Raw genomic sequence first — 21,309 nt, 5'->3', positions numbered from 1 at the left:
AAAATGGCGTAATTTCTAACATGAGGCCAGTTTCGGCGAAAATCAATGGCTGGAAGAGATGTAGGCTGTTTCAACCGGTAACGAAAATTAAGCCAGCTGGCATTCGCGCCGGCTTTGGGCCCGGGTTAGGATGTGCTCAAATCAACAAAAACAGAGCAAAGGATAAAATGATGAAAGCGATGAAGTTAGGAATGTTGGCCGCTGGCCTGCTCTCGCTGGTGATGACCAGTCAGATGGCCAGCGCGCAAGAAACGCTGATTTTTGTCCGTCACGGCGAAAAACCGGCGAGCAGTAGCGGCCAGTTGACCTGCAAAGGGCTGAACCGCGCACTGGCGCTGCCGGGCGTGTTATTGCCGCGCTATGGCAATCCTGACCACATTTTTGCCGCAGGCCCGAAAGAGCAAAAGCTGGGTAACTCACTGCGCCCGCTTTCCACCATCATGCCCACCGCCGTGCGCCTCAACCAGCCAATCAATATTCAGTTTCACGCCGACGACGTTGACGGCGTAACCAAAGAGTTGCAGGACGATAAGTACAAAGACGCGAAGATTTTTGTCTCCTGGGAGCACAAGAACCTCGACAAAATCGTGAAAAATATCGTCAAAGAGAACGGCGGTGACCCAAGCGTGGTGCCGGAGTGGCCGGGCAAGGATTTCGACAGCATCTTTATCCTGACCTTAGATAAGTCCGCCGCGACGCCAAAAGTGACCTTTAAAATCGAGCAGGAAAACCTGAACGGCGTGTCCGACACCTGCCCGAACGCCTCCTAATCTGTCCAAGCCGCTGGCGATGAGGTAAGGCTTTTGCCAATTTCTTCGCCAGACAGTTTATACTAAGCCCCATTCAAGGCGCGTCGCGACAGCTGGCCGCCTTCTTCACATTCCCAGTACAGTATAAACTTTCGGTAACCCACTGATTTTACTGTCTACATTCATTATTCGGAAACGTAAAACCTATGTTGAGTTACCGCCACAGTTTTCACGCTGGCAACCACGCCGACGTCCTGAAACACACCGTTCAGAGCCTGATCATTGAATCTCTGAAAGAAAAAGAGAAACCTTTCCTGTATCTCGACACCCACGCGGGCGCTGGTCGCTACCTGCTGAGTGGCGAACACGCCGAGCGCACCGGCGAATATTTGGAAGGCATCGCGCGTATTTGGCAGCGTGAAGATCAGCCTGCGGAACTGGCGGCCTATATGTCGGCCATCAAGCATTTCAACCGCAACGAGAGCCTGCGCTACTACCCCGGCTCGCCGCTGATTGCCCGCCAGCTGCTGCGTGAAGAGGACAAACTGCACCTGACCGAACTGCACCCGAGCGACTTCCCGCTGCTGCGCAGTGAGTTCCAGAAAGACAACCGCGCCCGCGTCGTGCGCGAAGACGGCTACCAGCAGTTGAAGGCCCAACTTCCACCACAGTCACGCCGTGGTTTGATTTTGATGGACCCGCCTTACGAGCTGAAAACCGATTATCAGGACGTGGTGAAAGGCATTCAGGAAGGTTACAAACGCTTCGCGACCGGCACCTACGCGCTATGGTATCCAGTAGTCATGCGTCAGCAAATCAAGAAGATGCTGCGCGACCTCGAAGCCACCGGCATTCGCCGCATTCTGCAAATCGAGCTGGGTGTGCGTCCGGACAGTGACCAGCGCGGTATGACCGCCTCGGGCATGATCGTGATTAACCCGCCGTGGAAGCTGGAACAGCAGATGAACAACGTGCTGCCGTGGCTGCTGGAAACGCTGGTGCCATCGGGCACGGGCCACCAGTTGGTGAAATGGGTGGTGCCAGAGTAAATTCTGCCAGCCTCACTCTCCCCTGGCCAGAGCCGCCTCCCCCAAGGCTCTGGCTATCAAAACGTTCCACACCTATTACAATCATTGATGCAACCTTTGCGACAAAGCGAATTCTCACGTTAAACTCTTAGGCAATTTTTTAAGATTCATGACGCCCATTGAGGCCCATTCACTTTCTCTAACGGACTAACCGATGACTAAACATTATGACTATCTGGCAATTGGCGGCGGCAGCGGCGGTATCGCATCAATTAACCGTGCCGCCATGCATGGGCAAAAATGTGCGCTGATCGAAGCAAAAGAGCTTGGCGGCACCTGTGTCAACGTAGGTTGCGTTCCGAAGAAAGTCATGTGGCACGCGGCGCAGATTGCTGAAGCAATCCGTAACTACGGCCCAGATTATGGCTTCGATACCACGGTCAACAGCTTCAACTGGAAGACGCTGGTCGCCAACCGTACTGCCTACATCGACCGTATTCACACCTCGTACGACAACGTGCTGGGTAAAAATAAAGTGGACGTGATCCGCGGCTTTGCTCGCTTCATCGACGATCACACTGTGGAAGTTAACGGCGAGAAGATCACTGCCGATCACATCCTGATCGCCACCGGCGGCCGCCCTAGCCACCCGAACATTCCGGGTGCGGAATACGGTATCGACTCAGACGGTTTCTTTGACCTGACTGAAATGCCAAAACGCGTTGCGGTTGTGGGCGCAGGCTATATCGCGGTTGAGATTGCTGGCGTGATGAACGCGCTGGGTGCAGAAACTCACCTGTTCGTGCGTAAACACGCGCCGCTGCGTACTTTCGATCCATTGATCGTTGAAACGCTGGTTGAAGTGATGAACACCGAAGGCCCGGCGCTGCATACAGAGTCGATTCCAAAAGAAGTGGTCAAAAATGCCGACGGCAGCCTGACCCTGAAACTGGAAAATGGCAAAGAGTTTGAAGTCGACAGCCTGGTGTGGGCGATTGGCCGTGAGCCAGAGACTGACAACTTCAATCTGAAAGCTACTGGCGTGAAAACTAACGACAAAGGCTACATCATCGTCGATAAGTTCCAGAACACCAGTGTTAAAGGCATTTACGCGGTGGGTGATAACACCGGTGCCGTCGAGCTAACGCCAGTCGCCGTTGCGGCGGGCCGTCGTCTCTCCGAGCGCCTGTTCAACAACAAGCCGGACGAGCATCTGGACTACAGCAACATCGCGACCGTGGTCTTCAGCCACCCTGCCATCGGCACCGTGGGCCTGACCGAGCCGGAAGCTATTGAGAAATTCGGCGCGGACAATGTGAAAGTGTACAAATCTGCTTTCACCGCGATGTACACCGCCGTCACCCAGCACCGCCAGCCGTGCCGCATGAAGCTGGTCTGCGTGGGTAAAGAAGAGAAAATCGTTGGCCTGCACGGCATCGGTTACGGCATGGACGAAATGCTGCAAGGCTTCGCGGTAGCCATCAAAATGGGCGCCACCAAGAAAGACTTCGATAACACCGTAGCGATTCACCCAACAGGTGCTGAAGAGTTCGTGACCATGCGTTAATTACTCAATCTGGAATTAATTAAAAGCCGCAGGTTTATCTCTGCGGCTTTTTTGTTTTTGGGATATTGAGAATAAAAAAGCCCGCCGACAGGGCGGGCAAAACACAGCAAGCAGCTTCTATATTATTCTTAAGATAATGGGAAAGAATGGGACAAATCGACGGCGGCTGTAGGCCGTGGCCCACAACGCTCTACCCACTTCCTTTCCATAATTTTAAAAGTCATCATCTGCTTTTGGTTTCACTTTATCTCCGTGCAATAAAGGAATGAATATGCAGACCCAACAGATTGAAAAATTTACGGTATTTGGTTTTAAGACACGGACAAAAAATCAGGATGAGAGGGAGGCTGAAACCGCAAAAATCGGCCCGCTGTGGCAGCAGTTTTTCGCGCAGGCTGCACCTCGCTTGCAACCCACATCGAAAGTTTATGGGGTTTACTCGGGGTATGAGTCAGATTTCAATGGCAGCTTTGATGTCTATGCCGCAGCGAATACGCTTTCCACACAAGACGACTCTGGGTTGGAAGCCGTAGAGATTCAAGAGGGTAATTATCTGGTCTTCTCTGCCGAAGGTGAATTGCCGCAAGCCTGTATCGATTTATGGGGCGAAGTCTGGCGTTATTTCCAGAGCGAAGAAGCTCAATATCAGCGGGCTTATACTACTGACTTTGAATATTACTCGGGTGAACAAAGTATTAGTATTTATATTGCGGTGAAATAGGTGCCATAAATAATTATCCCCGATGTGTTGGGGATTATTATTTGCTCGCAGAAAACCCACGTATTTGTAGACTTTGTAAAAGAGGATTGAGGGCGAGATTTGCGTAGCAACGTGAGGCATCGCTCAGCCACACATGTTCCAACTTGGAAACGTATAAAAAGTGCGCTATCATGTTTCCAAGTTGGAACAGGGAGTGAGCCATGCACGTTGTATCAAAGGGACCATTTGATGAAGCAGCACAAAAGTTTCCCAACGATGCTAAAGCGCTAAATGATGTCTACAGAGCGTTCAAGCGAGGAAATTTTAGTGATCCAGATGAGATGAGGGAGGTTTTTCCCAGTCTGGATAGGATGAAGTACAGAGATAAGTGGTGGGTAGTTGATGTAGGCGGCAATAACCTCAGGTTAATGTTCTTCGCTGACTTTGAATACGGGCGGTTGTTCATCAAATCAATATCCACTCACGCTGAATACGATAAGTTAGTGAAGAAATATCGGGAGAACCCAGCATGATTAGCGAAGCAATCAAAGCCTCACAACAGTTGGTTAGCATTGTACCTCTCTTAGGAGGCAGCACGTCTAAGGCTGACTATAAAGAAGCCGTTGAGCTTGCTGAGTACCTTGTAGAATTTGATCCAAGCAACCCGCTCATTGAGATGTTAACGGCCAAAATCGATCGTTATGAAAATGAGTCGCCCGATTTTGCTGAATTTAACGCTTTGCTGGCGGCCACGCCTCCGGGCGTTTCCATGTTACGCGTTTTAATGGATCAGTATGGACTCACGCAGAGCGATTTTGAGAATGAAATTGGCCAACGCTCATTAGTCAGTCGCATTTTGAATGGCGACAGGAATTTAACGGTGGAGCACATGAAAGCGCTGGCAAAACGCTTCAATCTGCCTGTTTCGATATTCGTCAACGAAGACTAAAAAATGCCCCTGCTTCTTAGCGGGGGTTTTTATTGGCGAGCAGATTAAAGGGGGTAGCTAATTCGTAAAGCTAATCTGCTCTTATAAGGCAAAAATCAACTTTACCGCCCCCAACCGTTAAAATCATTAAAATAGTGGCGAAAGCGTGGCGAAAAATCGTTTTAAGTTCCATTTTTTGATAAAAATCCATGACTCACATCTGATTACATAATTCTTTAATCGCGCCCTATTCTCTCTTTGTGACGAACCTGCCATTTTGTGAATTCCGTTATTTTCACCACAAGAACGAAAAGACATGACAGACAATTATGTTGCACAAGGGGCCAGCGGACACGGCCTTGCAACGGTTGCCGAGAATGGAGTAGTACTGGATAGTTGGTTTGCCGAAACAACTTTGCAGTCGGTGACAGAAATTTCAGAAACACGTTATCTTTCCGCCAGTGAAGCACAAACACAATTCCAATTAGCAACGCCGGACCACGACACAATGCGTCGGGTGCGAAGCATTGCCATCCACACCACCATTGCTGATTTACGTCAGCCCCCCCGCGACCTGCACGACCTGTACCTGCGCCTGCATTTGCTGAGCCAGCGCAAAATTAAGCCGTGGCAGGCCAACCTCGCCGGTTTTACCGAGCTGTTGATCGATGTGGCCTGGACCTCTCACGGCCCCTGCCTGCCGCAACAGCTGAAAGAGTTGCAAAAAGTCAGCAGAAACACGCCGGGCAGGCCGACGGTGTATAGCGTTTTCAGGCTGCCGCGCATGGTCGATTATGTGCCAGCCACCGACGTCTACCTGCTCGATCCCAACAAAATCATGCTCGGGGCTTATCTGGCGCCGGGTACTTTTGTCTCTTCGGCGGGTTTTTGCAACATGAACTCCGGCACCCTCGGGCCTTGCATGGTCGAAGGGCGCATCAGCCTTGGCGCCACTATTCAGGGCGGTTCGCACATCGGCGGCGGTGCCTCGATTATGGGCAGCACCTCGGGTGGCGGGAAGCACGTGGTGTCGATTGGCGCCAACTGTCTATTGGGCGCCAACTCCGGGGTGGGTATTTCGTTGGGAGATAACTGCGCGGTGGAAGCCGGTCTGTATATCACCGCTGGCCTGCCGGTAACCAAAGCCGACGGCAGCACGGTGAAAGCCATTACGCTGGCCGGCAAGTCAAACTTGCTGTTCCGCAGAAACGCGACCACGGGGACGGTTGAAGTGGTAGATCGCCCCGGAGAGCAAAGCCTGTTATTACCGACATTGCATCGCTCGGGGCAGAACCCGACCTATGTTCCAGATGATGTTTGGCAGACATTCGCTGAGTGATTAGAAGCAAAAACGCCCGCAGGCATCTCAACCTGCGGGCGTTTTTATTCTGGCAAACTGTTTATTCAGACTCTAAGTTCAACGCATTCAACACCGGCGCGACGGAGAAGAATGACCCACAGACCACAATCACATCCCCTTCTTGCACATCGCGTTTTGCGGCTTCCCAGCCCGCCAAAATATCGGCGAATTTTTGCGCCTGAGGTAAATATTGCGCGACATCTTCCGGCTTAGTGCTTCGCGGCCCGGCCTGCACTCCACAGCAATACCATTTATCAGATAAAGTTTTTAAATGGTCGACAGTACCTTTGATATCTTTATTAATAAGCATGCCGATAACAAAACGATAATTTCCCTTAATTGGGAATTTGCGTAATCTTTCCGCTAAATAAGCCGCCGCGTGCGGGTTATGCGCGACATCTAAAATAGTGGTTGGGCTATTGCCAATAATTTGGAAACGACCCGGTAAATTGGCGTGAAGAATAACCTCTTGCAGAGCGGCAGGCGTGAAATTTAATCCACTGGCGCGCAGAGCGGCAATTGCTGTCGCCACGTTTTCCAGCGGCATTTTAGGAATGGCTAAGTCAGTCAGTTGGCCTGCGGCATCACTGAATGACCATTTATTTTCTTCTACGTCGAGTTGCCAATTGGCGTCGCGCTGATGGGTCACCGCGCCAATTTTCTGAGCGTAGGCCAGCAGCGACGCGGGCGCGCTCGCCTGCCCAATGATGGCAGGTTTACCGGCGCGGAAAATACCGGCTTTGATCTCGCCGATGGCCTCGGTGTCTTTGCCCAGCCAGTCTTCGTGGTCCAGCGCAACGTTGGTTATCACCGAAATGTCTGGCTCGATGATATTGGTCGCGTCATCACGCCCGCCCATACCAACTTCGATAATCGCCACATCCACCTGCGCCTGCTTCATCAGCCAGAAAGCACCTAAGGTGTTGAATTCAAATGGCGTGAGCGTAGTGTATTGACGGGCATGGTTAATGGCAACAAAGGCGGCAACGTGCTCGCTTCCGGCCAGCTCTTTACCCTGAATGCGCACGGTTTCGGTGTAATTGATCATGTGAGGCGAGCTAAACACCCCCACTTTATAGCCGGAGAGTTGCAGCGTTTTTTCCAGCGTGTGACAGGTGGTGCCTTTGCCATTGGTGCCACCCACTAAAAAAATAAATGGCGCAGGTTTTAATACCTCTAAAGTATTAGCCACCGCTTTAATTCTATTAAGACTCATATCTATAACTTGCGAGTGGAGACTATCAATATAGGACAGCCAGTCATGCAAATCGGAAGTTGCCTGTGGAACACCGACTTTTTCACTCATGTTATATTTTCCTCGGATAAGTAATCTTCAATTTTTATATTTTATAAACCCTATAGAGCAGAAAGTTTATACAACATGTCCTCCTGCCCAACAACATGAGTGAAATGTTTTCTCACAATGAAAAAACGCGCCGGTAGGTTTCCCCACGGGCGCGCTAATAAATTTCACATTACGGCTTTTTCACGCCATTAGGCGAAAAAAATTCACGGCTGTTGCAGAGATTTCACCTTAGCCGCATAGCTCTTACGCAGCTTTTGCAATTTCGGAGGGATCACTGCCAGACAGTAACCATTGCGCTGGCCCGCGCCGTCCCAGTAGTTCTGGTGGTAATCTTCGGCGACATAGACTTCACCCAGTGGCTCGATGGTGGTGACCACCGGCTGGCTGTTGTCGGCCTGGGCGCGCTGAATAGCAGCCTCGGCTTCGGCCTGCTGGTGCTGATCTGCCGGGAATAAAACCGAGCGATACTGCGTGCCGATGTCGTTGCCCTGACGGTTCAACTGGGTCGGATCATGGGTCACGAAATGGATATCCAGCAGGTCGCCGTAGCTCAGTTTCTCTGGGTCAAAGCCAACGCGAATGGCTTCTGCGTGACCCGTCGCGCCGCTGCATACCTGCTCGTAAGTTGGGTTTGGACGGCGGCCACCGGTGTAGACACTCTCAACCGATTCGACACCAATCACGTCTTTAAAAACGGCTTCGGTACACCAGAAACACCCACCACCGAAGACGGCATATTCGATTGTCATACAGACTCCTTCACATTGGGATACGACCTCTTATGTCATAAGACTAGTCGTTCAGCGTTCATAAAGGAATAACAACAGAAAAAGGGCGGAATGGCTGCGCGAAAAGTGCCGCGAGCATTGCGCAAACCCTGCTGCAAGCTATACCGCAAATAAGCCACAACCTTCTTATGGATAATAATAGAGTAAAATATCAGGAAAATCCTGATATTAATCGGCGACGGGCCATGCAGTTAATGACATATAATTACACATATTCGCCACTGATTGATTTGCCCTGTTTTTCGTGGCAACATCGCTGCAATTAATATATATGGAATTCATGATGAAAGACGTAATTGAAGGTTTTTTAAGATTCCAAAAAGACGCATTCCCACAGCGTTCTAAGCTTTTCAAAAAGCTCGCATCTAATCAAAACCCTAAGACCCTTTTTATATCCTGCTCCGACAGCCGTTTAGTTCCGGAATTAGTCACCCAGCGTGAGCCCGGCGAACTGTTTGTTATTCGTAACGCAGGTAACATCGTGCCACCTTTTGGGCCTGAGCCTGGCGGCGTGTCCGCCACCGTCGAATACGCCGTGATGGCGCTCGGCATTCGCGATATCGTGGTGTGCGGTCACTCAGACTGCGGCGCAATGACCGCCGTGGCAAACTGCTCCTGCCTCGACCACATGCCTGCCGTGGCCCACTGGCTGCGCTATGCGGATGCGGCGAAAGCCATCAATGACTCCGCCGGGCATGAAACTTCCCAAGCGCGCGTTAACGGCATGGTGCATGAAAACGTCATCGCCCAGTTGGGTAACTTGCGCACCCACCCTTGCGTGGCGCTGGCATTAGCCAAGGGCCAAATGAACCTGCACGGCTGGGTTTATGATATCGAGTCTGGCTCGATTGAAGCATTCGACAGCAAGACCAAGACCTTTATCTCACTGTCTGACAATCCTGAAGCGACGGCGACCTAATTCGCCATTTAATAAGTCACCTTGCAAGGTGACTTATTATTTCAGCAGGTTCAACCGAGGGAGTGAGTTATTAACTCCCTCGCGTAGAAATCAGGGATTGGGCTATGAATAATGGCCGATGCCGTTTCCACCACGTTATATTCCAATGCCACAATCTCTGCTGAAATATCACCCTCTTCCCAAGTACAGATCATATAGGTTGCCAAAGGCTGCCCCAATTTTATTCGCCCGGTGGCGCCGGTATTGCCAATTAATACGCTTTTCCCACTCGCCGTCGCGAGCTGCCGGAGATAGGCACAATGCGTGTGGCCCATTAGCATACCATCGGCATGATTGGCCGCGCACATGTCGGCTAACGCGCTTGGACTATGATCTTGATAGATATATTCGTGAATGGCGTTAGCACTGGCATGCACCAACAGCAGGCTTTTTGCCTTATCTCCCTCCCCCAGCACTACCTGCCGCTTAAAGGGTAAATCGCGCAGGTAGGCCATATTTTCGGCGCTAATCGTCGCTTTACTCAGCGCGATAGCTTCTACTCGCGCCTCGCGCTCTTGCGGCGAGTGCTTTGCCATTGGCGTCACCGGGCGGTCAAATGCCACACGGTCATCATGATTGCCCATCACCGTGGGAATTTGGCGCTGGCGCAGCAGCTCAATCACCTCGTTCGGCCAAGGGGCAAAATCTACCAAGTCGCCAAGGCAGTAAATCTCGGTGATGCGTCGCGCATCAATATCTTCCAGCACGGCCTTTAACGCCGGCAAGTTGGCGTGTACATCACTAAAAACGGCAATTTGCCTGATCATTTTTTGTTTCCATTTTTCTCAAACTATCGCAATACGATGCGATCGTAGGCTGTTAACTTCAATCATCAGGATCGTTAGAATAATTAGGTAAAGACTAATTATTAGGAGGAATGCCGTGGAGCTGAGACATTTGCGCTACTTTATGGCGGTGGCCGACCAGCTGCATTTCGCCGCGGCGGCTGAGAGTCTGAATATCGCGGCCCCCACGCTGTCAGTGCAAATCAAGCAACTGGAAGAGATGGTCGGCACCCCGCTGTTCGTGCGCACAAAACGCGCTGTTCATCTGACCCAAGCTGGGGAATTATTTCGTCACGAAGCTGCCGCCACTCTGCTGCAAGCACAGCGCACGCTGGACACCGGACTGCGCGCCGCGCGGGGTGAGATTGGGCAGGTAGCGCTGGGCTACGTGGGTTCAGCTTTGTGGTCAGGCTTGCTCGGCCAGCTGGTGTGCGAATACAAGCAGCAGCGGCCTCAAATCGCGCTGCTGACCTCCGAGAGGCCGATGGTGTCGCTGCCGCAGGATTTACTCGACGGCTCGCTGGACGTGGCGCTGGTCCGTGGCCCAACGCCGCTGCCGGACGGCCTGCAAATGCGCGCCCTCCAGCGAGATAATTTCTGCCTCGCGCTCCCCGCCTCTCACCCGCTGGCGGACGCTGTCGAGCCCATTGCTCCTCTGCAGTTGGCAGGAGAAGCCTTCGTGATGGCCGAACAGACCTCAGGGATGCACGAAGTGGCGCGGCGCGGCGGCTTTTCGATTCGCCAGCAGTATCCGTCGGGTGGCTTGGTGGACGTACTGGCGCAGGTGGCCTTTAACGTCGGCATCGCCGTGATCCCGGCCAGCCTGTCGAGAGTGATCTCCCTGCCCGGCGTGGTCTACCGGTCGATTCAGCCGCCGGAGATCCCCTCGTGCATTGTGATGCTGTTCCGCCAGTGGGAAAGAACCCCGGCGATTGTGAATTTCATTAGCTTTGCCGAGTCGATGCAGTTTGATGACGCCCTGATTGACCCGCAGGGCCACCCGATAAAACCTTAATTCGCTACCAAGACAGAGAGAATTGCCATGCCCATTACCGCGTTGAACCGTCTGGCCGATTTCCCCGCCGAGCAGTGGGACGCCATGGTGCCCGCCGGTCAGCCCTTCCAGCGTCACGCCTTTCTTTCTGCTTTGGAAGAGAGTGGCAGCATCACGCCGCGCACGGGCTGGCAGACGGAGCACTTGCTGTGGATGGAAGGCGAAAACTGTCTGGCGGCCATTCCCGGCTACCGCAAAATGCACTCCGCCGGAGAATATGTTTTCGATCAGGGATGGGCGGAAGCCAGCGAGCGCGCGGGAATTCGCTATTACCCCAAGTGGCTCGGCGCGGTGCCTTTTAGCCCAGTGACCGGCGCCCGCCTGCTGGGCGACCCCGCCGCCGCCGCGCAACTGCTCGACCAACTGCCGGACTATTTAGCCCAGCAGCAGCTCTCCGGCGGGCATATCAACTTTACCGACGCGGGCAATCATGGGCTGTTTGCTGGCCGAGGCGAATGGCTACAGCGCACCGGCTTGCAGTATCACTGGCACAATCGCGGTTATCGCGACTTTCAGGATTTCCTCGACACGCTGGCTTCGCGCAAACGCAAACAGATGCGCAAAGAGCGCGAACTGGTGGCGGCTCAGGGCTTTGAATTTGCATGGCTGGAGGGCGCGCAGGTCACTGAAGCGCAGTGGGATTTCATCTACACCTGCTATGCCAATACCTATCTGGTGCGCGGCCGTGCGCCTTATCTGACGCGGGAATTCTTCAGCCTGCTGGCCGAACGTATGCCGCAGAGCCTGCGTGTCGTCCTCACCACCCTCGGCGGCCAGCCGGTGGCAATGGCATTTAGTCTGGTGGACGGCGACACCTTTTATGGCCGCTACTGGGGCTGTCTGGCGGAGTTCGACCGGCTGCATTTCGAAACCTGTTTCTATCAGGGGATGGACTACGCGATTGCCAAAGGGCTGGCGCGGTTTGACGCCGGGGCGCAGGGCGAACACAAGCTGCTGCGCGGCTTTGAGCCGGTGATCACCCATTCGTGGCACCATTTACGCCACGGCGGGTTACAGGCTGCGGTGGAGAATTTCTTGCAAGAGGAGCGCGCGGCGGTGTTGCAGTGGGAGGAGGAAGCACGTCAGGCTCTGCCTTATCGCAAAGCCTGACGGTGTCGTTTTCAAACTAGATATTAATCGGTGCCGACAAAGCCCCCGGTCTGATGCTGCCACAGGCGGGCATACAGGCCGTTGTGCGCCAGCAGCTCGGCGTGGGTGCCGGCTTCGACAATTTTGCCTTTCTCCAGTACCACCAGACGGTCCATTTTGACGATGGTCGACAGGCGGTGAGCAATGGCGATCACCGTTTTGCCCTGCATCAGATCTTCGAAGCTTTCCTGAATCGCCGCCTCGACCTCGGAATCCAGCGCCGAGGTGGCTTCATCCAGAATCAAAATCGGCGCGTTTTTCAGTAACACGCGGGCAATGGCAATACGCTGGCGCTGGCCGCCGGAGAGCTTCACGCCGCGTTCGCCGACGTGAGCGTCCAGCCCGGAACGGCCCTGCGGGTCATACAGTTCGGGGATAAACTCATCGGCGCGGGCGCGATGAATCGCCTGCCAAATATCGTCATCAGTGGCGTCCGGACTGCCATACAGCAGGTTGTCGCGAATTGAGCGGTGCAGCAGCGACGTGTCCTGAGTGATCATGCCAATTTGCGCCCGCAGGCTCTCCTGCGTGACCTGAGAAATATCCTGCTGGTCGATAGAAATCCGCCCACCATCAATGTCATACAGTCGCAGCAGCAGGTTCACCAGCGTCGATTTACCGGCACCCGACGGCCCGATTAGGCCAATTTTCTCGCCCGGACGAATATTCAGATTCAGCCCGCCAATCACCTGACGCTCTTTGCCGTAGTTGAAATTCACCTGATCGAAACGAATCTCTCCGCTGTGAACGTCCAGCTGTTTTGCGTCCGGCTTATCACTCACTTTGATCGGCTGGGCGATGGTCTTCAGCCCGTCCTGAACCATGCCGATATTTTCGAAAATGCCGTTCACCACCCACATGATCCAGCTGGACATGTTAACAATGCGGATCACCAGCCCGGTCGCCAGGGCAATAGCCCCGACGCTAATCAGCGACTGGGTCCACAGCCACACCGCCAGACCCGTAGTCCCGACAATTAGCAGGCCGTTCATGGTGGTGATGGCTACGTCCATGCTGGTCACCACGCGGCTGGCCATCTGAGTTTTATGGGTCTGCTCAGTAATGGCATCGCGGGCGTATTGCTGCTCGAGGTCGGTATGTGCAAACAGCTTGAGCGTGGTGATATTGGTGTAGCCGTCGACAATGCAGCCCATCAGTTTGGAACGCGCCTCGGAGGACTCCACCGAGCGAGCCTTCACGCGCGGCACGAAATAGTAGAGGCAGGCAATATAGCCCAGAATCCAGATAATCAGCGGGATCATCAGCCGCCAGTCGGCTTCGGCGAACAGCACCAGGGCGCTGGCCGCGTAAATCAGCACGTGCCAGATGGCGTCCACCGCCTGCACCGCCGAGTCACGCAATGAGTTACCGGTTTGCATAATGCGTTGCGCGATACGCCCGGCAAAATCGTTCTGGAAGAAGTTCAGGCTTTGGCGCAGCACGTAGTTGTGGTTTTGCCAGCGGATCATGCTGGTCATGCCCGGACTGATCGTCTGATGCACCAGCAGGTCATGTAGCCCGAAGAAGACCGGACGCAGGATCAGCGCCACCGCCGCCATCCACAGCAGCTCCGGCCCGTGCAAGCTGAAGAACTGCGCCGGAGGCGTGCTATTAGTTAAATCGATAATACGGCTGAGATAGCTGAACAGTGCCACTTCGATTAATGACGCCACCAGCCCGACCACCAGCAGCGCGGCGAACATCGGCCAAACCTGACGCAAATAATAGAGATAGAAAGCGCCCACTTTGTCGGGTGGCGCGTCCGCTGGCGCCTTGCGGAAGATATCAATAATTCGTTCAAAACGGCGGTACAACATAGAGAACCTCTGAAGTTATATTTGTCAGAGCTGTCCTGCCCTGATATTTCGCCGGTGAATTGGCATTGGTGACGTGCAACAAGCTATAAGCGTAGACCCTTTTCGGCGGCCATTTCGTTTGACCTTTACACGATAGCTTTTATGATGAAAGTTACATTTTGAGCGCAACGAGAGGGATTTATGTCAGTAAAGTTAATCGCAGTGGATATGGACGGCACGTTTCTCGATGATGATAAAAAATACAACAAAACGCGTTTTTTGTCGCAATATACCCAATTAAAACAGCAGGGTATTAAATTCGTCGTCGCCAGCGGTAACCAATATTTCCAGCTTAAATCCTTCTTCCCTGAAATCGCCTCTGAGATAGCCTTTGTCGCTGAGAACGGCGCTTATATTGTAAATGAAGGGCAGGACGTGTCAGTGGCGGAAATCCCTGCCGAGTCCGTCGAGAAAATCCTCAATTTCCTGCATGAAATTCCCGGCGTGCGCACGGTAATTTGCGGCAAGAACAGCGCCTATATTCACGCGTCCCGCCCTGAAGATTTTTACCAGAAGATGAAACGTTTTTACCATCACCTGATTCAAATCGACAGCACCAGCGAAATCAACGACACCATTTTCAAATTCGCCCTGAATATTTCCGACGAGCATCTGGCGGAGCTGATGACTTCCATTGACCGCGAGCTGGGCCATATTGTCACCCCGGTTTCCAGCGGCCACGGCTCTGCCGACCTGATCATTCCCGGCCGCCATAAAGCCAACGGGCTGCGCATTTTGCAGGAGCTGTGGGGCATCGACGATAGCGAAGTCGTCACCTTCGGCGACGGCGGCAATGACATCGAAATGCTGCAACAGGCCGGGTTTGGCTTCTCAATGTCGAACGCCATGGCCTCGGCAACCGCCGCCGCCAATTACGTCGCTGGGTCGAACAATGAGGAAGGGGTGTTGGATGTGATTGATAAGATTATCAAGCACGAGAAACCTTTTGCCTGATTGAGGAAGTGTGGCGGTTCTGGGTTTGATACCTCCCCTTTCAGGGGAGGTGCAGCACAGTTTTATCTCGACACTTTCCCGCGCAGCGGCACGTCCTTCATCATCAACGCCAGCCCGAACCCGACAATCATCACCGCCGCGGCGATGTGATACACCGAGTGGATCGCCGAGCCAAAGGCTTGGAAATAGTCCTCGCGGATGGTCGGCGGCAGTTCGTGCACGGCCTTTGCTCCTAATGCCCGGGGCAACTGGGTACCAGAGGGGATCAGCGCTTCCAACTTGTTTTGCAGCACGTGGGTGAAGACCGCGCCAAACCCGGCGACGCCAATCGAGCCGCCAATGGAACGGAAAAGCGTGGTGCTGGAGGTCGCCACGCCAATCATCTTCAGCTCGACGCTGTTTTGCGCGGCGAGGATCAGCACCTGCATCACCATCCCAATACCCAGACCCACCATCGCCATATAGAGATAAAGCGTATACAGCGGCGCGTCGAGCTTCATGGACCCCAGCAGCATCATGCCGATAAAGGCCAGCAAGGTGCCGACTGGCGGGAAAATACGGTACTTGCCGGTCTTACTGATAATCCGCCCGCTAAGAATCGAACTAAAAATAATCCCGCCCATCAGCGGCAGCATCTGCATCCCCGCTTCGGACGGCGTCGAGTCTTTCACCACCTGCAAATAGAGCGGCAGGAAAGTCACCGAGCCGAACAGCGCCATACCAATGATGAAGCTAATCAAGCAGCTCAGCATAAAGGTGCGCTGGCGGAATAAATGCAGCGGAATGATGGGTTCAATCGCCAGCCGCTCTTCGTAAATAAAGCCGCCCACCGAGACTAACCCGAAGGCCAAAATGCACCACAGTTGGCCGTCTGACCATGACAATACAGTGCCGCCTTCGCTGGTAAACAGGATGATGCAGGTCAGCGCGGTCGCCAAATACGCCGCGCCAATGTAGTCAATCTCATGCTTAACGCGCTCTACCCGCGACTGGAATGCCGCACCGATGATAAGCAACGCCACAATGCCCAACGGCAGGTTGATGTAGAAAATCCAGCGCCAGCTGAAGTGCTCCACCAGGAAGCCGCCGAGCAGCGGCCCGACCACCGTCGCCAGCCCAAATACGGCGCCGAAAAAGCCCTGATACTTACCGCGTTCGGCGGGAGTAACAATGTCGCCCACCGCCGCCATGGAAACCACCATCAGGCCGCCCCCGCCCAGCCCTTGCAAGGCACGCATCAGGATAAGTTCGGTCATATTCTGCGCCAGACCACAGAGCGCCGAGCCGACCAAAAACACAATGATCGCCGTTTGCAGCACGATTTTGCGGCCAAACAGGTCACCAAATTTGCCGTACAGCGGCACTACGATGGTCGATGCCAGCAGGTAAGCCGTGACCACCCAAGACAAGTCGGACAGACCGCCCAGCTCGCCGACAATGGTGGGCAGCGCGGTAGAAACGATAGTCTGGTCTAACGCCGCCAGCAGCATTGCCATCATCAGCGCAAAAAAGACAATGCGGAAAGAGGGCTGGCTCTGCGCCACCGGGGCTTTCACTGCTTGTCCGTCACCGATCAGGCTGGATTGATTCTCTAGTGTCATAAAAGGAGTCTGACTTGTAATTAATTAACTGGATAATTAATATATGAGAAACTCAATCATCTGGTCAATGGATCAAAGTGAATATATCGCCGTCAAAAAGTGGTAAAACGTCTTAATCAGAATCCACCTACACCTCTCAGGGAAAGTCATGACAGAGAAACAACCGCGTCGCCCGGGCCGACCGGCAGGCACCAGTAAAAGCGCCGATAAACGCGACCTTTTGCTGGATACCGCCCTGAAAATGTTTGCCCAGCAAGGCATTGCCGAAACCCCGCTGAGCGCCATTGCCCGCGAGGCTGGCGTCACTTCCGCCATGCTGCATTACTACTTCAATACCCGCGAACAGCTGCTGGACGTGCTGATCGACGAGCGTTTTCTGCCGGCTCGCGCCTCGGTGGGCAGCCTGTTTGAAGCGCATCCCAATGACCCTGTGGCAGCCATTACCGCGCTGGCCCAGCGTTTTATCGATATTTCCGTCAAGCACTCCTGGTTTGCGCCGCTGTGGATACGCGAAGTGCTCAGCGAGAGCGGTTTGCTGAAAGAGCGGATGGACGCGCGTTTTGGAGACAATGAAAAAAAAGCGGTTCACCAGTGCATGTTGGGCTGGCAAAAACAGGGCTATCTCAATCCTGATATCGAGCCAGAGTTGGTCTTTCTCTCTCTATTTGGCCTGACGCTGTTGCCGATTGCCGCCATGCAAAACCAGCGTATCGCGGGAAAAACCAAGCTGACGGCCGAGGATTTATCCCGCCACGTCGCCTCCTTATTACTTCGCGGCATTGCACCCCAAAATAAGGAATAAACGCAGCATTTTATATGCGTAATACCTTCATTTTTAACTTTTTTACGACACAAAAAATGCTCGAGATGAGAGTAGAGTGTTTGGTCTGGATGTTAAAAATTTGAAGGATGAACGTTAAAAAAATGAAGGGAATGCCGCCGATTATTCTCGCTTTACTCGCCAGCTCGCTGGTTCTCACCATCGGGCGTGGCATCACGCTACCCTTCATCACCATTTATCTTACCGAGCATTATCATCTGCTGCCCAAAAGCGTCGGCGTGATAATGGGGGCTAGTCTGGCCCTGGGCATCCTCAGCAGCCTGTACGGCGGCTATCTGGTGGATAAATTTAACCATCGAACGCTGATCGCCGCCTCGATAAGCTTCTTCTCACTCAGCTTTTTCCTGCTGCCGGTCCTGCCCTCTATCACTGGCGTGCTAGTGGTACTGGCGCTGCTCAACTCCTCATACGCGCTACTGAGTATCACCCTAAAAGCCTGTATTGCCAGTTGGTTACCCGTGGAGAAGCGGGTGAAAGCCTTTTCAATGAACTACACGCTGATTAACGTCGGCTGGGCGGTCGGCTCTTCCCTTGGCGTATGGCTGGCAGGTTTTAGCCCAATGCTGCCGTTTTTGATCTCCGGCGGATTGGCACTGGTCACGGTGATCACCCTGAGCTGGGGCATTCGCAATATCCCCAATCGCCCGGCACAGGCGGAAATCGAACAGAAGCCGCTACCAAAGCCGAACTTGCGCCAAACCCTGAGTATTTTGGCCCACGACCGCCGCCTGATTTACTTCACCCTTGGCAGCACGCTGGGTTCGATTGTCTTCGGCCAGTTCACCGGCTACCTCTCGCAATACCTGATTTTGACCTCCGACGCCGTGTTCGCCTACAAGGTGATCGGCGCGGTGATGATCACTAACGCCCTGATTGTGATTGTTTTTCAGTATGCCCTTAGCAGCCGCATGCGCCAGGCCACCCTGCTCAAATGGCTGTTCCTCGGCACAGTATTTTTCATGATTGGACTGGCAGGCTTTATGCTGGCTGGGCCGTCGGTACTGATTTGGGTGATTGCGATGGCGATTTTCAGCTTCGGCGAGCTAATCGTCATTCCGGCGGAATATATGTTCATCGACTTTATTGCGCCGGACAATATGAAAGGCAGCTATTACGGCATGCAAAACCTGAGCAACCTCGGCGGGGCCATCAACCCCGTCCTCTGTGGTTTCCTGCTCAGTTACGCAGCCCCATCGGTGATGTTTATCGCGCTCATTGCCTCCGCCGCCACCGGCCTGCTGTTCTTCTGGCTAGGGCATAGGCTGGCGGTGCGGGAGGCGGTTTAATAAAGTCTCGCCGCCGCAGATTAAAGAAACAATCTTTTGATTTTATTGTTTTTTCAAGATCAAAAAAAGGCCCAGAAATAACTCCGGGCCTTCCATCCATTACTCCTCTTTCAACCCACGATTTATCAGCATTGGCTCAATAGAAGGAGCCTTACCGCGCCAGGTTTCATAGAGTTTTTCGAGATCTTCACTATTGCCGCGAGACAAGATCTTGTCACGGAATTTCTGCCCGTTTTCACGGGTCAGCCCGCCCTGCTCTTCGATACCCGCGAAGGCGTCATCGGCCAGCATTTCGGTCCACAGATAGGCGTAATAACCGGCGGCGTAGCCATTGCCCCAGATGTGTTGGAAGTAGCTGGAACGGTAGCGCGGCGGCACATAGGCTAGATCGATATTGTCTTTCTTCAGCGAGGCCGCTTCGAACTTGTCCACGTCCTGCTCTGGATCACTGGCGCTCAGGCTGTGCCAGTGCATATCGAGCAGCGCAGCGGCCAACAACTCGGTCATCTCATAGCCTTTATTGAACTTGCTGGCTTTCTCGATTTTGTCGCGCAGCGCCTGCGGCATGGCCTCGCCGGTTTGGTAATTTTTGGCGAAGTGGGAGAAGACTTTCGGATCACTCGCCCAGTGCTCGTTGAACTGCGATGGGAATTCGACGAAGTCACGCGGCGTCGCGGTTCCGGAGAGGCTTGGATACTGCTGGTCGGCGAACAGGCCATGCAGCGCGTGGCCGAACTCGTGGAACATGGTGATCACTTCGTCCCAAGAGAGCAGCGCAGGTTTTCCATCCGCCGGTTTTTGGAAGTTGGCGACGTTATAGATCACCGGCTTGGTGCCAAACAGCTTGGACTGATCGACGAAATTGCTCATCCACGCACCACCGCCTTTGTTATCGCGCTGGTAATAATCGGCGTAGAACAGCGCCATGGATTGGCCATCTTTGTCGAACACCTCGAACACCCGCACGTCAGGGTTATAAACCGGCAGGTCATGGCGCTCTTTGAAAGTCACCCCGTAGAGCAGGTTGGCAGCATAAAACACGCCGTTTTCCAGCACATTGTTCAGCTCGAAATAGGGTTTGATCTGCGCGTCGTCGAGGTCATATTTCTCTTTGCGCACCTGCTCGGAATAGTGCTGCCAGTCCCATGCCGCCAGCTTGAAGCCGCCTTTTTGCTTATCAATTAGCGTCTGAATGTCCTGTGCTTCTCGTTCAGCGCGAGCAGTAGCGGCTGGAACAATTTTATGCATGAAGTCGAGCGCGGCCTGCGGCGTTTTCGCCATCTGGTTTTGCAATTTCCATGCAGCATAAGAAGGGAAACCCAGGATCTGCGCCTGCTCGGCGCGGACCTTCGCCAGCTTGGAAATCAGCTGGCGCGTGTCGTTTGCATCGCCGTGCTCGGCACGATTAATCGACGCCTCATAGAGTGCTTTGCGGGTGTCGCGGTCTTCCAACGGCTGAAGCAACGGCTGCTGGGTAGTGTTCTGTAACACCAGTAGCCACGCGTCGGTCAGCTTGCGATCTTTTGCTGCCTGAGACGCAGCTGAAAGCTCGGCCTCGCTCAAACCGGCCAGCTGTTTCTGGTCTTTCAGCGTCAGCCCGCCCGCCTTGCTGGCCGCCAGCAGCTTATTGGTGAATTGAGTGCTGAGCGTCGCCGCCTGCTGGTTCAGGGCCTTGAGTTTTTCTTTATCGGCATCAGACAGGTTGGCACCCGCCAGCTCGAAATCTTTATATGTCACTTCAATCAGCCGCTGGGACTCGGCATCTAATTTTGAGGAATTACGCTGCTCGTAAACCGTTTTCAGGCGATCAAACAGCTTGCTGTTGAGGTGAATGCTGTCCGACATTGCCGCCAGTTTTGGCGAGGTCTCTTCATCAATTTTCTGCAGGCCGTCAGTGGTATTGGCCGAGGTCATCGCATCAAACACGCTCAATACGCGGGTCAGCAGCACGCCGGATTTCTCCAGCGCCACGTAGGTGTTCTCAAAGGTTGGCGGCGCCGTGTCATTAGCAATTTTATCGACTTCAGCCAGCTTCTGTTTAATACCTTCGGCAATCGCCGGGGCGTAATCACTCTCTTTGTATTTGTCGAACTGCGGAGCCTGATAAATCAACGGGCTGCGTTCAAAGAAAGGGTTTACCGTTTGTTCGGGACTGTTCATGACATTTTCCTGCTTTGAGGTCGCCGTGGAAGGGGTCTCCGCCACTGCCACGTACGAGCTGCATGCCAAACTAATAGCCAAAAAGAGGTTTGAAAGACGCATTGAAGGGTTCCTTTGCCTAATTTCCGTTAAGTCCTTGAGCATAGTAACAGCTCGCTGGATCAGCAAAATCGTGATGAGATTATTGTGAATTCTGCTGTTCATAGGTTATAACACCTGTAAATAATTACAGGTAACTC

19 protein-coding genes are annotated in these 21,309 nt (G+C 53.4%); 13 read left to right on the top strand and 6 right to left on the bottom strand.

What is annotated here, in order from left to right:
* Positions 1-167: 167 nt before the first annotated feature.
* The 7 genes from ACT3RT_RS15435 (at position 168) to ACT3RT_RS15405 (ending at position 6,311) form a co-directional block, all read left to right on the top strand.
* A complete protein-coding gene (locus tag ACT3RT_RS15435; RefSeq protein ID WP_485903021.1) occupies positions 168-770 on the top strand; it encodes a histidine phosphatase family protein in 603 nt (200 codons plus the stop codon).
* Between the two features lie 185 nt (positions 771-955).
* Positions 956-1,798 (top strand): 23S rRNA (adenine(2030)-N(6))-methyltransferase RlmJ, encoded by an 843-nt coding sequence (locus tag ACT3RT_RS15430; RefSeq protein WP_100936460.1) that lies wholly within the window; start codon positions 956-958, stop codon positions 1,796-1,798.
* A 193-nt stretch (positions 1,799-1,991) separates the two neighbouring features.
* On the top strand, positions 1,992-3,344 hold the full coding sequence (gene gorA / locus ACT3RT_RS15425; RefSeq protein WP_353503656.1) for a glutathione-disulfide reductase: 1,353 nt from the start codon (positions 1,992-1,994) through the stop codon (positions 3,342-3,344).
* Between the two features lie 271 nt (positions 3,345-3,615).
* Positions 3,616-4,065: a GyrI-like domain-containing protein gene (locus tag ACT3RT_RS15420; RefSeq protein WP_496203280.1), complete on the top strand. Its 450-nt coding sequence runs from the start codon at positions 3,616-3,618 to the stop codon at positions 4,063-4,065.
* A 200-nt stretch (positions 4,066-4,265) separates the two neighbouring features.
* Positions 4,266-4,577, top strand: coding sequence for a type II toxin-antitoxin system HigB family toxin (locus ACT3RT_RS15415; RefSeq protein ID WP_034793981.1), 312 nt, complete (start codon positions 4,266-4,268; stop codon positions 4,575-4,577).
* On the top strand, positions 4,574-4,993 hold the full coding sequence (locus ACT3RT_RS15410) for a helix-turn-helix domain-containing protein (protein ID WP_034793985.1): 420 nt from the start codon (positions 4,574-4,576) through the stop codon (positions 4,991-4,993). The genes ACT3RT_RS15415 and ACT3RT_RS15410 overlap by 4 nt, the downstream gene beginning before the upstream one ends.
* A 295-nt stretch (positions 4,994-5,288) precedes the next feature.
* Positions 5,289-6,311, top strand: a complete 1,023-nt coding sequence (locus ACT3RT_RS15405) for a DapH/DapD/GlmU-related protein (protein ID WP_353503658.1) — start codon at positions 5,289-5,291, stop codon at positions 6,309-6,311.
* Positions 6,312-6,372: 61 nt separating this feature from the next.
* Here ACT3RT_RS15405 and folC read toward each other — a convergent pair whose 3' ends face one another.
* Both folC and msrA read right to left on the bottom strand, forming a co-directional pair.
* A complete protein-coding gene (gene folC / locus ACT3RT_RS15400; RefSeq protein ID WP_496203279.1) occupies positions 6,373-7,638 on the bottom strand; it encodes a bifunctional tetrahydrofolate synthase/dihydrofolate synthase in 1,266 nt (421 codons plus the stop codon).
* A gap of 203 nt (positions 7,639-7,841) precedes the next feature.
* Entirely contained in the window at positions 7,842-8,387 is a 546-nt protein-coding gene (gene msrA / locus ACT3RT_RS15395) for a peptide-methionine (S)-S-oxide reductase MsrA (RefSeq protein WP_353503660.1), read from the bottom strand.
* A gap of 322 nt (positions 8,388-8,709) precedes the next feature.
* Here msrA and ACT3RT_RS15390 point away from each other — a divergent pair, with 322 nt between their 5' ends.
* Positions 8,710-9,345: a carbonic anhydrase gene (locus ACT3RT_RS15390; RefSeq protein ID WP_353504042.1), complete on the top strand. Its 636-nt coding sequence runs from the start codon at positions 8,710-8,712 to the stop codon at positions 9,343-9,345.
* Positions 9,346-9,395: 50 nt separating this feature from the next.
* Here ACT3RT_RS15390 and ACT3RT_RS15385 read toward each other — a convergent pair whose 3' ends face one another.
* Positions 9,396-10,151 (bottom strand): metallophosphoesterase family protein, encoded by a 756-nt coding sequence (locus tag ACT3RT_RS15385; protein WP_496203278.1) that lies wholly within the window; start codon positions 10,149-10,151, stop codon positions 9,396-9,398.
* Positions 10,152-10,266: 115 nt separating this feature from the next.
* Here ACT3RT_RS15385 and ACT3RT_RS15380 point away from each other — a divergent pair, with 115 nt between their 5' ends.
* Positions 10,267-11,184 carry a LysR substrate-binding domain-containing protein gene (locus ACT3RT_RS15380; protein WP_496203277.1) on the top strand — a complete coding sequence of 306 codons (918 nt, stop codon included), beginning with the start codon at positions 10,267-10,269 and terminating at the stop codon, positions 11,182-11,184.
* Between the two features lie 27 nt (positions 11,185-11,211).
* A complete protein-coding gene (locus ACT3RT_RS15375; protein ID WP_496203276.1) occupies positions 11,212-12,333 on the top strand; it encodes a GNAT family N-acetyltransferase in 1,122 nt (373 codons plus the stop codon).
* A gap of 23 nt (positions 12,334-12,356) precedes the next feature.
* Here ACT3RT_RS15375 and ACT3RT_RS15370 read toward each other — a convergent pair whose 3' ends face one another.
* The gene (locus tag ACT3RT_RS15370) at positions 12,357-14,189 is read right to left on the bottom strand and encodes an ABC transporter ATP-binding protein (RefSeq protein WP_485903014.1); all 1,833 of its coding nucleotides are present in this window, start codon (positions 14,187-14,189) and stop codon (positions 12,357-12,359) included.
* Positions 14,190-14,369: 180 nt separating this feature from the next.
* Here ACT3RT_RS15370 and ACT3RT_RS15365 point away from each other — a divergent pair, with 180 nt between their 5' ends.
* Positions 14,370-15,182 carry a Cof-type HAD-IIB family hydrolase gene (locus tag ACT3RT_RS15365; RefSeq protein WP_353503665.1) on the top strand — a complete coding sequence of 271 codons (813 nt, stop codon included), beginning with the start codon at positions 14,370-14,372 and terminating at the stop codon, positions 15,180-15,182.
* A 62-nt stretch (positions 15,183-15,244) separates the two neighbouring features.
* Here the strand turns inward: ACT3RT_RS15365 and ACT3RT_RS15360 are convergent, their stop codons facing one another.
* Complete coding sequence (locus ACT3RT_RS15360; protein WP_485903013.1) at positions 15,245-16,783, bottom strand: MDR family MFS transporter; 1,539 nt, start codon at positions 16,781-16,783, stop codon at positions 15,245-15,247.
* Between the two features lie 148 nt (positions 16,784-16,931).
* On the opposite strand from ACT3RT_RS15360, the gene ACT3RT_RS15355 reads away from it, so the two are divergent.
* Complete coding sequence (locus ACT3RT_RS15355; RefSeq protein ID WP_485903012.1) at positions 16,932-17,585, top strand: TetR/AcrR family transcriptional regulator; 654 nt, start codon at positions 16,932-16,934, stop codon at positions 17,583-17,585.
* Between the two features lie 122 nt (positions 17,586-17,707).
* Entirely contained in the window at positions 17,708-18,910 is a 1,203-nt protein-coding gene (locus ACT3RT_RS15350; protein WP_485903063.1) for an MFS transporter, read from the top strand.
* A gap of 99 nt (positions 18,911-19,009) precedes the next feature.
* On the opposite strand, the gene dcp is transcribed toward ACT3RT_RS15350, so the two are convergent.
* Positions 19,010-21,172, bottom strand: coding sequence for a peptidyl-dipeptidase Dcp (dcp, locus tag ACT3RT_RS15345; protein ID WP_496203275.1), 2,163 nt, complete (start codon positions 21,170-21,172; stop codon positions 19,010-19,012).
* Positions 21,173-21,309: the final 137 nt, after the last annotated feature.

The sequence above is a fragment of the Ewingella sp. AOP9-I1-14 genome (genome assembly GCF_052375995.1).
GTDB classification, from domain to species: domain Bacteria; phylum Pseudomonadota; class Gammaproteobacteria; order Enterobacterales; family Enterobacteriaceae; genus Ewingella; species Ewingella allii.
The sequence above is the reverse complement of the archived record's forward strand: the minus strand, read 5'-3'. Positions and strand labels throughout refer to the sequence as shown.

Excerpts from the sequence above, each read along its gene's own strand:
- ACT3RT_RS15435 (WP_485903021.1), top strand. The coding sequence starts at position 168 with ATGATGAAAGCGATGAAGTTAGGAATGTTGGCCGCTGGCCTGCTCTCG.
- ACT3RT_RS15430 (WP_100936460.1), top strand. The coding sequence starts at position 956 with ATGTTGAGTTACCGCCACAGTTTTCACGCTGGCAACCACGCCGACGTC.
- gorA (WP_353503656.1), top strand. The coding sequence starts at position 1,992 with ATGACTAAACATTATGACTATCTGGCAATTGGCGGCGGCAGCGGCGGT.
- ACT3RT_RS15420 (WP_496203280.1), top strand. The coding sequence starts at position 3,616 with ATGCAGACCCAACAGATTGAAAAATTTACGGTATTTGGTTTTAAGACA.
- ACT3RT_RS15415 (WP_034793981.1), top strand. The coding sequence starts at position 4,266 with ATGCACGTTGTATCAAAGGGACCATTTGATGAAGCAGCACAAAAGTTT.
- ACT3RT_RS15410 (WP_034793985.1), top strand. The coding sequence starts at position 4,574 with ATGATTAGCGAAGCAATCAAAGCCTCACAACAGTTGGTTAGCATTGTA.
- ACT3RT_RS15405 (WP_353503658.1), top strand. The coding sequence starts at position 5,289 with ATGACAGACAATTATGTTGCACAAGGGGCCAGCGGACACGGCCTTGCA.
- folC (WP_496203279.1), bottom strand. The coding sequence starts at position 7,638 with ATGAGTGAAAAAGTCGGTGTTCCACAGGCAACTTCCGATTTGCATGAC.
- msrA (WP_353503660.1), bottom strand. The coding sequence starts at position 8,387 with ATGACAATCGAATATGCCGTCTTCGGTGGTGGGTGTTTCTGGTGTACC.
- ACT3RT_RS15390 (WP_353504042.1), top strand. The coding sequence starts at position 8,710 with ATGAAAGACGTAATTGAAGGTTTTTTAAGATTCCAAAAAGACGCATTC.
- ACT3RT_RS15385 (WP_496203278.1), bottom strand. The coding sequence starts at position 10,151 with ATGATCAGGCAAATTGCCGTTTTTAGTGATGTACACGCCAACTTGCCG.
- ACT3RT_RS15375 (WP_496203276.1), top strand. The coding sequence starts at position 11,212 with ATGCCCATTACCGCGTTGAACCGTCTGGCCGATTTCCCCGCCGAGCAG.
- ACT3RT_RS15370 (WP_485903014.1), bottom strand. The coding sequence starts at position 14,189 with ATGTTGTACCGCCGTTTTGAACGAATTATTGATATCTTCCGCAAGGCG.
- ACT3RT_RS15365 (WP_353503665.1), top strand. The coding sequence starts at position 14,370 with ATGTCAGTAAAGTTAATCGCAGTGGATATGGACGGCACGTTTCTCGAT.
- ACT3RT_RS15360 (WP_485903013.1), bottom strand. The coding sequence starts at position 16,783 with ATGACACTAGAGAATCAATCCAGCCTGATCGGTGACGGACAAGCAGTG.
- ACT3RT_RS15355 (WP_485903012.1), top strand. The coding sequence starts at position 16,932 with ATGACAGAGAAACAACCGCGTCGCCCGGGCCGACCGGCAGGCACCAGT.
- ACT3RT_RS15350 (WP_485903063.1), top strand. The coding sequence starts at position 17,708 with ATGAAGGGAATGCCGCCGATTATTCTCGCTTTACTCGCCAGCTCGCTG.
- dcp (WP_496203275.1), bottom strand. The coding sequence starts at position 21,172 with ATGCGTCTTTCAAACCTCTTTTTGGCTATTAGTTTGGCATGCAGCTCG.